Source organism: Mycobacterium sp. (assembly GCF_035633495.1).
GTDB lineage: Bacteria > Actinomycetota > Actinomycetes > Mycobacteriales > Mycobacteriaceae > Mycobacterium.
Window position 1 is genome coordinate 1 of sequence record NZ_DASQEU010000037.1, and the last position, 11,860, is coordinate 11,860.

Genomic DNA, 11,860 nt, shown 5'->3' on the forward strand with positions numbered 1-11,860 from the left:
CACCGAGAACAGCATGGGTGTCTCGAAGGTCAACTGGCCCTTCCACATCGTGCCGATCCAGTTGAAGAACTTGATGCCGGTCGGGACGGCGATCAGGAACGTCATGAAGGAGAAGAACGGCAGCAGCACCGCGCCGGTGGCATACATGTGGTGCGCCCAGACCGCGACCGAGAGAGCAGCGATGGAGATCGTCGCGTAGATCAGCGTGGTGTAACCGAAGATCGGCTTGCGGCTGAACACCGGGAAGATCTCGGACACGATGCCGAAGAACGGCAGCGCGATGATGTACACCTCGGGGTGGCCGAAGAACCAGAAGAGGTGTTGCCACAGCAGCACTCCGCCGTTGGCCGGGTCGTAGATGTGCGCGCCCAGGTGACGGTCGGCGGCGAGGCCGAACAGTGCGGCGGTCAGCAGCGGGAACGCCATCAGCACCAGGATCGAGGTCACCAGGATGTTCCAGGTGAAGATCGGCATCCGGAACATCGTCATGCCGGGGGCGCGCATGCACACCACTGTGGTGATCATGTTCACGCCACCGAGGATGGTGCCGAGACCGCCGACGGCGAGGCCCATGATCCACAGGTCACCGCCCGCACCGGGCGAGTGGATGGCATCGCTCAGCGGTGAGTACGCGGTCCAGCCGAAGTCGGCCGCACCGCCGGGGGTGATGAAGCCGGCGAGTGCAATCGTCGCGCCGAACAGGAACAGCCAGAACGAGAACGCGTTGAGGCGCGGGAACGCCACGTCGGGGGCACCGATCTGCAGCGGCAGGACCAGGTTGGCGAAGCCGAACACGATCGGGGTCGCGTAGAACAGCAGCATCACCGTGCCGTGCATGGTGAACAGCTGGTTGTACTGCTCGTTGGACAGGAACTGCAGGCCGGGCAACGAGAGCTCTGCGCGCATGAAGAGCGCCATCAGCCCGCCGATGAAGAAGAAGACGAAGCAGGCGACGCAGTACATGATGCCGATCAACTTGTGATCGGTGGTGGTCACCAGCTTGTAGATCAAGTTGCCCTTGGGACCAATCCGCGTCGGGAACGGACGGCGTGCCTCGAGTTCTCCGATTGGGGGCGCTTCGGCTACCAACAGGTCCTCCAAAAGTTCGACGGAAACATCCCGCTGGGCGTTGAGATGCTCGAACCAAATCTTATCCCCCGGCGCGCCTCACGTCGTTATGGGTCCTACAAACCGTCGTAATTGGTAATAAGTGACGGCGGGACGGCGGGCAGGAGCGAAGGGACCGGGGAGGTTGATAGCCTCGGCGACGTGCCGGTTCTCAGCTCGCGGAGGGGTCCGATGGCCGCGGCGGCAGCCGTGACGACCGCGCTGGCGGTGACGCTGACCACGGCCTGCGGCGGGTCCACGGACCAGACCGGCAACCCGGAGCCCTCGAATTCCTTGGTCACCAGTACGACGAAGATCGCGGGCGCCGGCGTGCTGGGCAATCAGCGCCGTCCCGACGACTCCTGCGCGCCCGGTCCGGCGCAGCTCGACGAGGGCCCGCCGACGCGAGAGGTCCGCCACGCCGCGGGGACCACCGAGGCGGTCGCGGACCCGCAACGCATCGTGGTGCTCTCGGGTGACCAACTCGACGGGCTGTGCGCGCTTGGCCTGCAGTCACGCATCGTGGCCGCCGCGCTGCCGGACGGGTCGTCCACTCAGCCGTCGTACCTCGGCACGGTCGTGCACGACGCGCCGTCCGCGGGCAACCGCACCGCGCCCGACATCGACGCGATCAAGGCCGCCGACCCCGATCTCATCCTCGGGTCCCAGGCGCTGACGCCGGAGGCGTACGGCGAGCTGTCGACGATCGCACCGACGGTGTTCACGGGTCCTCCCGGACCCGCCTGGCAGGACACGTTGCGCACCGTGGGTGCGGCCACCGGCCGGGCCGACGCCGCCAATCAGCTGATCGACGGATTCGAGCAGGCCGCCGACAAGACCGGCGCCGACAACGACGCCACCCACTACCAGGTGTCGGTAGTCCAGCTGACGGAGAACACGCTGAGGATCTTCGGCACGGACGACTTCCCCGCCAGCGTGCTCGGCGCGGTCGGTGTGGACCGCCCGGCCACGCAGCGTTTCAAGGACAAGCCCTACGTCGAGGTCAGCACGTCGGAGGTGTCGAAGTCGACGGACTTCTCCGCGGCCGACGGGGACATCGTCTACCTGTCGTTCGACTCCCCCGCCGTCAGGGACCGCGCCGCCGAGGTGCTCGAGAGCGACGCGTGGAAGAAGCTGTCGGCGACGCACGACAACCGGGTGTTCATCGTGAACGACGAGGTGTGGCAGACGGGCGAAGGCATCGTGGCGGCGCGCGGCATCCTCGACGACCTCCGATTCGTCAACGCGCCCATCAACTGACACGGGCCGATGCAGGGTCTACTCGACGCCCTGCAACGCCTGCTGGCCGAACTGGTTGAGCTCGAGCGAACCCTCCGGCAGGACCAGCTCACCGCTGTCGATGCGGCGACGTAGGTACGCGAAACTCTGTGCGGTCTGGGCGAACAGGTGCTCCCCGGCCCGCACGGCGGGACGCTCCTTGCCATCGGGCGAGGTGAACTGCGGCAGCGGTTTCACCTCGGTGTCGTAGTCGACGTTGAAGAACAGCGGGAACGAGTAGCGCTCCTCGACGACCCTGCGGACGCGGTGGCTGGTCGCGACGAAGGCGCCGTTGGTCCACAGCTCCAGCAGATCCCCGATGTTCACGACGAAGGTCCCGGGAACGGGAGGCACGTCGATCCACTCCCCTGCGCCGTTGAGAATCCACTGAGCAGGGGATGTCCCACCCCGGGGTAGGCCTGCCACGGCACCTTCACGGTGTCGGCGACGTTGAGGCGCTCGTGTGGCCCGTCGGCGCGGTGGACGAGAACGTGGGCGCATGCGTCGCCGTCGAGATCCGTCAGCCGGATGCGGGTGCCCCGCGCCAGAACTGCGGTCGTATATCCGCCTGCCGCAACCGTTTCCGCCCATCGCAGGCTCTCGACCGATAAGCCTTCGGGAGTCGTCGGACTGGTCGAAGCCGGAACGTGTCGCATCACGTCGGCGGTTCGCCCGTGCTTGGCCCGCGCGTGCGCCCGGCCCCGGCAGTCGTGGCGGTGTCCGCCGCGTCGATGAGGTGCGAGTCGCGCACTTCGCTCGTCACTACTAGTCCCCGGGGCTCGTGGCGCCGATCCGGCGACCGCATTTCTGTCAGGTGACAGTTTTCTCGTCCGGCCGACGTCGGTGGTTGCGCCCGTGTAACCGATCGCGCGAGGTCGGTTGACAACACGCTTCGCGCGTGTCTGTCATGTGACAGATATCCGGGCTGGCCCGACTCGCCTAGGCTTGCCTGCTGTTCCACGTGCTGACGATCACGTATCTGCAACCGCCCGAGGTCATCGCCGAGGCCCGTCCCGCCCACCTCGAATGGGTCAAGGCTCACGTCGACGATGGAACGTTGATCCTGGCGGGACGGCTCGGGTCGGGGACGGGCGGGATCTTGATCGCCGGCGAAACCAGCACCGAGGCGGCCGACGAGCTGACCGCCACCGACCCGTACGTGTTGGCCGGGGTGGTGAGCTACGACCGCACCAGCCTCGAGGCCACACTCCGCTCCAGGGCTTTAACCTGCTGATTAACGGCGTGCGGAACAATTCCGCCACCGGCGCCCGTTGAAAGCGCTCGGGGGCGCAGAGCTGCGCCCGATTCATTACCCTCGCTAAGCTTTAGTCGGGGGTTCGCATGCCAAGACGACAAGAGGGTACGAAGACAAAGTGACCACGACCGTTTCAGCCATTGCCGCGACGTCGGCAACCGCACCATTGACCAAGACCACCATCGAGCGTCGCGACGTCGGCCCGCACGACGTCGCCTTCGACATCAAGTTCGCCGGCATCTGCCACTCAGACATCCACACCGTCAAGGGCGAGTGGGGCGAGCCGAACTACCCGGTCGTGGCAGGCCACGAGCTCGCGGGTGTCGTCACCGAGGTGGGCTCCGACGTGACGAAGTTCAAGGTCGGCGACCACGTCGGCGTCGGCTGTTTCGTCGACTCGTGCCGCGAGTGCGACAACTGCAAGGCCGGTCTGCAGCAGTACTGCACCGGCGAGGGCGGCATGATCGGCACCTACAACGCCACCGGCAAGGACGGCACCCCGACCTACGGCGGCTACAGCCAGGCGACCGTCGTCGACGAGAACTACGTGCTGCGCATCCCCGCCAGCATCCCGCTGGACAAGGCGGCTCCGCTGCTGTGCGCGGGCGTCACACTGTTCTCCCCGCTGAACCACTGGGGCGCGGGTCCCGGCAAGAAGGTCGCCATCATCGGCCTCGGCGGCCTCGGCCACATGGGCGTCAAGCTCGCCCACGCCATGGGTGCCGAGGTGACGGTGCTGAGCCAGTCGCTCAAGAAGATGGAGGACGGCCTGCGCCTGGGTGCCAACGAGTACTACGCCACCAGCGATCCGGACACCTTCACCAAGCTGGCGGGCAAGTTCGACCTGATCCTCAACACGGTGTCGGCGAACTTGGACCTCGGCGCCTACCTCGGTCTGCTGGCCACCGACGGCACCCTGGTGGAGCTGGGTGCGCCGGAGAAGCCGCTGGTCGTCCCGTTCTTCCCGCTCGGCGCCTACCGACGCAACCTGTCCGGATCGATGATCGGCGGCATCCCGGAGACCCAGGAGATGCTCGACTTCTGCGCCGAGCACGACGTCACGCCGGAGATCGAGGTCATCTCGGCGGACTATGTCAACGAGGCGTACGAGCGGGTACTCGCCAGCGACGTGCGCTACCGGTTCGTCATCGACACCGCGACGCTGTAGTTCCTCTCGGCGGCGGGTCGACTGGGTCTCCTTCACGGACGACACGGACGACCCGTCGCTGGTTACTCGTCACTGGCCTGGTCGACGGTCGTTCTTCCTCCCGCCCGCCGTGACGGGTGTCACACTCATGCTGACGGGGAGGTCAGCCATGACGACGACAATCGGCAGAACCGGCATTGCACCGCGGAAGAACGGCACGCCACCGCCCGACGTTCCGCTAGCGGAGATCGACTTCTCCAAGATCGAGTTCTGGGCACGCGACGACGACTTCCGCGACGGCGCCTTCGCCACGCTGCGCCGCGAGGCGCCGATCAGCTTCTTCGAGGTCGAAGACTTCGAAGGCTTCGCGGGCGGCGCCGGGCATTGGGCGCTGACCCGGTACGACGACGTGCATTACGCGAGCAGGCACCCAGAATTGTTCAGTTCGGTTCCGACCAGCACGTCGCTGAACGACGTCCCACCAGAGATCGCCGAGTTCCTCGGCTCGATGATCTCCCTGGACGACCCCCGGCATCTGCGGCTGCGGACCATCGTCAACCGGGCCTTCACGCCAAAGGTGCTGGCACGGATCGAGGAGAGTGTCCGAGACCGGGCCCGCCGACTGGTCACCGAGATGGTGGAGAACCACCCCGACGGGCGGTGCGATTTCGTCGCCGAGCTGGCAGGCCCCCTTCCGCTGCAGATCATCTGCGACATGATGGGCATCCCCGAGGAAGACCACCGCGAGGTGTTCCACTGGACCACCGTGCTGATGAGCTTCGGCGACGAAGAGATGTCCTTGGGCCACGACGAATACGTCGCCAACACAATGGAACTCGCGACGTACGGCATCGAGTTGGCCGAGAAGCGACGGGCGCATCCCGGGGATGACCTCGCCAGCGCGCTGGTGGGTGCCGAAGTCGACGGCGAGCGATTGACGTCGAGCGAGATCGCGTCGTTCTTCATCCTGCTCACCGCCGCCGGCAATGAGACGACCCGCAACGCCATCAGCCACGGCATGGTGGCGCTGAGCCGCTACCCCGACGAGCGCGCAAAGTGGTGGAGTGATTTCGACGGCCGGGCAGGCACCGCCGTGGAGGAGATCGTCCGGTGGGCGTCGCCCCTGCAATTCATGCGCCGCAATCTGACCGAGGACTTCGAGCTCAGTGGTGTCTCGATGAAGGCCGGCGACAAGGTGTCGATGTGGTACTGCTCGGCCAACCGGGACGAGCGAAAGTTCGCCGCCCCCTGGATGTTCGACGTGGCCCGCTCCCCGAACCCACAGATCGGCTTCGGCGCCGGTGGCGCGCACTTCTGTCTGGGCGCCAATCTGGCGCGTCGCGAGATCCGGCTCGCCTTCGAGGAACTGCACCGCCGGATGCCCGACGTAGTCGCGGTCGAGGAGCCGCCCATCATTCGGTCGTCGTTCGTGCACGGCATCAAGCGCCTGCCCGTCGAGTGGACGCCGCCCACCTGACCAAAGGAGTTTCGCCGTTCGAGTTGTCGGATGAGGTCGCGGGTGCGACCCTCAGGGGCGGACCCGCATCGTGGCGGGCCCAATTTCGTGCTGAATCCGAAGCTGGGAGGCCCTCGTGAGTGCCGAATCCGCAATAACCGACGACAAGTCAGCGGCGCGGGCGAACGGACTGAAGAAGGGGTCCATCGGCATCGTCGCGGTCATCTTCATGGCCGTCGCCAACGCCGCCCCGATTACCGCGATGACGGGCAACGTGCCCATCGCCGTCGGATTCGGCAACGGCCTAGGCGCCCCCGCGGGCTTCTTGTTCGCGACGATAATCCTGACCCTGTTCGCCCTCGGCTACGTCGCGATGGCGCGACACATCACCACGACGGGCGCCTTCTACGGCTTCATCTCGCACGGCCTCGGCCAGACCTGGGGCATGGCCAGCGGCATGTTGGCCACGTTCGCCTACGTGGTGTTCGAAGGGTCGCTGATCGGCGGGTGCGCGTACTTCGCCAATGACGCCCTGAACACCATCTTCGGCATCGACGTCCCCTGGCTGGTGATCGCCGTCGTCGCGATCGTCGCCATTGCGGCGCTGTGCTACTTCGACATCAGCCTCACCGCAGCCATTTTGGGCATCACGCTCACCGCGGAGGTCCTCATCCTCCTGGCGCTCGCGTTCTCGGTGATCTTCTCCGGCGGCGGGCCCGACGGCTTCATGCTGAACCAGACCGTGCTGCTCAACAACGCGTTCGAGGGCCTGCCCGCAGGTGCGTTCGGCACGGCCGCCGCGGCGGGGTCCATGGCCATCGGCCTGTTCTTCGCCTTCTGGTCCTGGGTCGGCTTCGAAACCACCGCGGTATACGGCGAGGAATCCCGCAACCCGAAGAAGATCATCCCCAGGGCGACCATCATCGCAGTCGTCGGACTGGGCCTGTTCTACACGTTCATCTCGGCGATGGTGATCGCCGGCAACGGTGCGAAGACGTCGGTCGAGGCGTCGATCAGCGCATCGCCGTTGGACCTGTTCTTCAACCTGGTGCAGAGCAACCTCGGCGGGGTCCTGCTCGACGTCTACAAGGCGCTGCTGGTGATCGGCTCGTTCGCCTGCGCCCTGGCCTTCCACAACGCCGCGTCCCGCTACCTGTTCGCACTTGGGCGCGAGGTGCCGTCGGAGAAGATCAAGTCCACCATTGGCGGCACCCACCCCAACCACGGCTCGCCCTACATCGCGTCGACGATCCAGAGCGTCATCACGCTGCTGATAGTGCTGGCCTTCGCGTTCTTCACCGCGGTCCAGGTGCCCGACGCGAACGGCTCCCCAGTCGACACCCCGGCCCTGGTGCCGTACGTCAACGTCTACGGCCTGTTGGCGTTGATCGGCACCGCGGCGATTCTGCTGGTGCAGGCCATCTGCTCGGCGGCGGTGATCTGGTTCTTCTGGGTCAAGAAGACGCACCGCGGCAACGTGATCACCACGCTGATCTGCCCGCTCATCGGTGGGTTGGCAATGCTGTACGTGGTGTGGCTGCTGTGGGACAACCGTGAGTTCGCCGCCGGACTGGCGGCGAAGTCGGACGTGTTCAAGGTGGCGCCGTACTTGATCCTGGCGGTCTTCCTCATCGGTCTGGGCTACGCAGTGTGGCTGCGCACCACCAAGCCGGCCATGTATGCCGAGATCGGCCGCACCGTCATGGAGGACGCTCACGAGCGCAGCGAGGACGCGCCCGCAGCACCCTCCGCCTGACACCTGTGGCACGCAAGGGCCCCCGCACGCTGAGCGTGCGGGGGTCCTTGCGTTGGCGCGACGAGAACCTAGAAGCCCCAGTCGTCGTCTTCGGTGACGACGGCCTTGTCGATGACGTAGGAACCCGGCCGCCATCACCCGCGCCGCACGATTCAGCACCGTGCCGAAGTAGTCGCCGCCACGTAGTTCGGCTTCGCCGGTGGCGATGCCCATCCGGACCGGCAACTCCATCGCCCGTTGCGCAGCGACCGCCGCATCCACCGCGGCCCCTCGGCGAGGCGAACGCGGCGCACACGCCGTCACCGGTGTGCTTGAACAACCAGCCGCCGTGCGCATCAATCACGGTGCGCAGCACCGTGTCGTGGGCGGCCAGGGCGACCCGCATCCCGTCGGCGTCGGCCTCCCACCGACGTGTCGAACCCTCGACGTGGTGAATAGGAACGTGACAACCCCCGAAGGCGTGACCGACGATGACACCCCCGCAGGATGACACAACGATCACATGCGAACTTGCAGTTTCAATCGCTCTTAACGCCGCCGGGCCTGGGGACCGCGGGCCAGCTGGAATGGCATCTCCGGGGGCCGACGTCACCCGTACCATCGATTCCGGGCACCTCTGTGTGCCAGCGGTCCTAACGTGTCGGGCGGGTCGTTCTTACATGGCAACGTCTTGGGTGTGAGCGTCCTGCTGTGGGTGAGGTAGCGGCCGGAAGAGCAGGAGTGTCAGTTCAGGTGGTGGATCCGGTGCGCGGTTCGGCCCATCTCGTGGCGCGAGTCGTCGAGCTCGGGGCAGCAAGGGTCACTGAACTAGCCCGGTTGGGCAGTAACAGCCTGCTGGCGGCACTGCTGGCCCTGCTGAGGCGAACCGACCAGAAAGACATACCCGATGCGCTCCCCACCGCCACGGATGTCGAGCCAGCGCCGGAGGGAGAGGCGTCACCGGCAGAGATTCTCACCTGGGGACTGCTGGCCGGGGACGGCCGCTACACCAGGCTGGAGGTCGCCGAGCGAGCAGGCATCGCACTCGATGAGGCGCGACGACTATGGCGGGCACTGGGGTTTCCCGAAGTCGACGACGAGCAGCGGGTGTTCAACAACGCTGACGTTACCGCCTTGACCGATGCGGCCGGGCTCATTGCCGCAGACATCGTGGACGGCGACGGGCTGGTGGAACTGGCCCGCCCCCTGGGCAACCTAATGTCCCGCCTGGCCGCGGCCCAAACGAGTTTCATCTCCGAGGTGCTGGGCGCACGGATCACGGTGGGCCACGCGGTTGAGGACCCGCAGCTGCCCGGCCAGCTGGCCGCCGAGGCCGTTACCACTACCCGAGAATTGTTACCGATGCTGGAGCGGACCACCGTGTATGCGTGGCGTCGGCATCTGGCAGCTGAAGTGGGACGGGCGTTGTTTCCCAGCGGATCCGGCCCGGACAGCCACGCGGAGAGTCGACCGGCAGCGGTGGGCTTCATCGACATGACCGGGTACACGCGACTGTCCCGCAACGTTGACCTCACCGAGCTCGCGAGGGTGCTCGACCAGTTCGAAACGGCCGTGCTCGACACCGTGGTCGCCCACGGCGGGCGTGTCATCAAGAACCTCGGCGACGAAATCCTGTTCGTGATCGATGATCCCGCATCAGCGGCGGAGGCCACCCTGCAGCTGCTGGACGTTTTCACTGCCGAGGACTCCATGCCGCAGGTGCATGCGGGCCTGGCGTTCGGGCCGGTGCTTTACCGCGGTGGTGACGTATTCGGTCCCGTGGTTAACATCGCCGCCCGACTCGCCAGCCTCGCCCGTAAGGGCACCATCCGGGTCGACCAGGCGATGGCCACCGAGCTTGGCGATGCCGAGCGGTTCACCCTGTCTGCGCGGGCCCCGCGCCGCGTCCGCGGCTACCTGCAGCTACCCAGCTATCGCCTTCGGCGAGCACACAATCTCTGAAGTCCGCGACCAAACCGGAAGCGTCTTTCCACGGCGGACGACAGGACAAGACAAGCGGGAGACCGGCACTGCAACAACCGAGGTCGGACAACCGATTCTGGATGTGCCGATCGAGTTGAAGAGAGGGAACACCGGATCTTGCTTAAGTTGCTCCGCGTCGGCCCTGCCCGTCGCGAGGCTATGTGAACTCAGACCCTAGGGGCGATGCCGGGTCTCGGGCAGCCATCACGGTGTCGGAGAACTGAGGACTCCATCTCCCCCGGGTCCATCTTTGGTGTGCATGTTCGCGGTTGCAGCGGCTCAGGTCGTCGCGATGAAGTCACGCACCAGGTCGGCGAAGCGGTCCGGTTCATCGAGGTGCGGGAAGTGGCCCGCTCCCTCGAACAACTCGACGCGACAGCCCGGGATCGACTTCTGCGCATGGATCGCGTGCGACGGCGGGATCATCCGGTCCCGCGAGCCCCAGACGATCAGTGTCGGGAGCGGCGCGGCGTCGGGCAGGTAGTCGTGGGCGTTGACCGTCTGGCCCCCGGGGTCGATGACGGCGCGGGTCGTGGCCAGAAAGGCGCGTCGGCTCGCCGCATCCCCCAGCGAGGTGAAGCCCTCCCAGATCGTGGTGATGTCCGTGCCGGGCCTCCAGCCCGCCTTGGACAGGGCCCGCCCCGCGCCCTCGGCGCGGGCCCGCACCCAGCCCGACGCCAGGACGGGCAGGACCCATTCGGCACCGGGCAGCGTCGCGGAGCGCAGGATCGGGCTGACCTCCCGGCCCAGCCCGCCGCTGGCGACGAGCACCAGCCGCTCGACGCGCTCGGGGAACAGGTAGTAGAACTCCATCGCGATTCCCCCGCCGAGGGAGTGCCCGAGGAGGGTGACCCGCTCAATGCCGAGGCGGTCCAGCAGGTCGCGCAGCGTGGCCGCGTGTGCGCCAAGTGAATAGTCTCCAACCGGCTTGTCCGACTCGCCGTGCCCGAAGAGGTCCGGCACGATCACCCGGTGATCGTCATGCATGCGGTCGATGAGATGGGTCCACTGGCGTTGCGAACCGAGAATCCCGTGGATGAACAACACCACTGAGCCCGTACCGCTGTCCAGGTAGGACAGCTCGTGGCCGTGGATGGTCACGGTTCGGCGCGTCGGCGTCTCCATGACGTCTCCCTCGCAGGCCAATCGATCAGGGCAGTACGCATTCAGGTTCCGCCTTCCCCTCATCCTCCAACAGGGTCGTTTGACCCTCATCCCCAATACAGCGGCCCGAGCCGTGTCGTCCGAGGTGTGCCCGTTGTCCTTCTTGCCCTTTCGCGCTGGCGGCTTTTCAGAGCTTCGGAGTCCGTCGGTGTGCTGCGCTTTTCGACTTCCGCCCGGTTGGGGTGGTGGCGATGAGCACCTGGCAACCAGGCGGACAAGTCCCATCCTGGAGGTAGCCGAAGGGGCACGTCATCTTGGGGTTCCACGGGACGCCGCTTCGGTGAGGATCCAAGGGGCCCGACCAGTCACCGCTGTTCGGCGGCCTAACGATGGTCGCGACCGGCGTGCCGTCACTGTAGGTGTCGCAGTAGGTGTCGAGAGCCGCCCACTCGGCATCCCCGAATGGCTCGACGTCGCCCATGGCGAACACCGTTACGCTGCCTAGCAGTTCGAAGATCTCGGATAGCCGCTTGCGAAGGTCGTAGAGTTCCCTGACTTGCCTGGCCTCGCTGCCGATAAGCCGCTGATCTGCGGCTTTAGAAGTCCCAGTCGTCGTCTTCGGTGTTGACGGCCTTGCCGATCACGTACGAGCTGCCCGACCCCGAGAAGAAGTCGTGGTTCTCGTCGGCGTTGGGGCTCAATGCCGACAGGATCGCCGGGTTGACGTCGGTCTCGTCCTTGGGGAAAAGCGCCTCGTACCCGAGGTTCATCAGGGCCTTGTTCGCGTTGTACCGC

8 protein-coding genes and 4 pseudogenes are annotated in these 11,860 nt (G+C 66.3%); 6 read left to right on the forward strand and 6 right to left on the reverse strand.

Annotation, left to right across the window (positions count from 1 at the left end):
* Positions 1-1,089: cbb3-type cytochrome c oxidase subunit I (locus tag VET27_RS05765; RefSeq protein ID WP_526516007.1), on the reverse strand; the 1,089-nt coding region annotated here is incomplete at its 3' end.
* Positions 1,090-1,299: 210 nt separating this feature from the next.
* Between VET27_RS05765 and VET27_RS05770 the strand changes: the two genes are divergently transcribed.
* Positions 1,300-2,367 carry an iron-siderophore ABC transporter substrate-binding protein gene (locus VET27_RS05770; protein ID WP_526516022.1) on the forward strand — a complete coding sequence of 356 codons (1,068 nt, stop codon included), beginning with the start codon at positions 1,300-1,302 and terminating at the stop codon, positions 2,365-2,367.
* 18 nt (positions 2,368-2,385) lie between these two features.
* Here the strand turns inward: VET27_RS05770 and VET27_RS05775 are convergent.
* Positions 2,386-2,772, reverse strand: a pseudogene (locus VET27_RS05775) (2OG-Fe(II) oxygenase family protein); the annotation flags it as partial.
* Positions 2,766-3,190, reverse strand: a pseudogene (locus tag VET27_RS05780) (DUF1989 domain-containing protein); the annotation flags it as partial. The pseudogenes VET27_RS05780 and VET27_RS05775, both read right to left, overlap by 7 nt.
* Positions 3,191-3,346: 156 nt before the next feature.
* Between VET27_RS05780 and VET27_RS05785 the strand changes: the two are divergent.
* The 4 genes from VET27_RS05785 to VET27_RS05800 all read left to right on the forward strand — a co-directional run bounded on the left by VET27_RS05785 (position 3,347) and on the right by VET27_RS05800 (position 7,999).
* Positions 3,347-3,619, forward strand: coding sequence for a YciI family protein (locus tag VET27_RS05785; RefSeq protein ID WP_526516009.1), 273 nt, complete (start codon positions 3,347-3,349; stop codon positions 3,617-3,619).
* Between the two features lie 139 nt (positions 3,620-3,758).
* The gene (locus VET27_RS05790) at positions 3,759-4,808 is read left to right on the forward strand and encodes an NAD(P)-dependent alcohol dehydrogenase (protein ID WP_526516011.1); all 1,050 of its coding nucleotides are present in this window, start codon (positions 3,759-3,761) and stop codon (positions 4,806-4,808) included.
* A gap of 148 nt (positions 4,809-4,956) precedes the next feature.
* Positions 4,957-6,264, forward strand: coding sequence for a cytochrome P450 (locus tag VET27_RS05795; RefSeq protein WP_526516013.1), 1,308 nt, complete (start codon positions 4,957-4,959; stop codon positions 6,262-6,264).
* Positions 6,265-6,379: 115 nt separating this feature from the next.
* Positions 6,380-7,999: an amino acid permease gene (locus VET27_RS05800; protein WP_526516016.1), complete on the forward strand. Its 1,620-nt coding sequence runs from the start codon at positions 6,380-6,382 to the stop codon at positions 7,997-7,999.
* 123 nt (positions 8,000-8,122) lie between these two features.
* Here VET27_RS05800 and VET27_RS05805 read toward each other — a convergent pair.
* Positions 8,123-8,494 (reverse strand): annotated as a pseudogene (locus tag VET27_RS05805) (nucleotidyl cyclase domain-containing protein); the annotation flags it as partial.
* 225 nt (positions 8,495-8,719) lie between these two features.
* Here VET27_RS05805 and VET27_RS05810 point away from each other — a divergent pair.
* Positions 8,720-9,940, forward strand: a complete 1,221-nt coding sequence (locus tag VET27_RS05810) for an adenylate/guanylate cyclase domain-containing protein (RefSeq protein ID WP_526516018.1) — start codon at positions 8,720-8,722, stop codon at positions 9,938-9,940.
* Between the two features lie 300 nt (positions 9,941-10,240).
* On the opposite strand, the gene VET27_RS05815 is transcribed toward VET27_RS05810, so the two are convergent.
* A complete protein-coding gene (locus VET27_RS05815) occupies positions 10,241-11,086 on the reverse strand; it encodes an alpha/beta fold hydrolase (protein WP_526516020.1) in 846 nt (281 codons plus the stop codon).
* A 575-nt stretch (positions 11,087-11,661) separates the two neighbouring features.
* Positions 11,662-11,860, reverse strand: a pseudogene (locus VET27_RS05820) (class 1b ribonucleoside-diphosphate reductase subunit beta); the annotation flags it as partial.

Excerpts from the sequence above, each read along its gene's own strand:
- VET27_RS05795 (WP_526516013.1), top strand. The coding sequence starts at position 4,957 with ATGACGACGACAATCGGCAGAACCGGCATTGCACCGCGGAAGAACGGC.
- VET27_RS05815 (WP_526516020.1), bottom strand. The coding sequence starts at position 11,086 with ATGGAGACGCCGACGCGCCGAACCGTGACCATCCACGGCCACGAGCTG.
- VET27_RS05770 (WP_526516022.1), top strand. The coding sequence starts at position 1,300 with ATGGCCGCGGCGGCAGCCGTGACGACCGCGCTGGCGGTGACGCTGACC.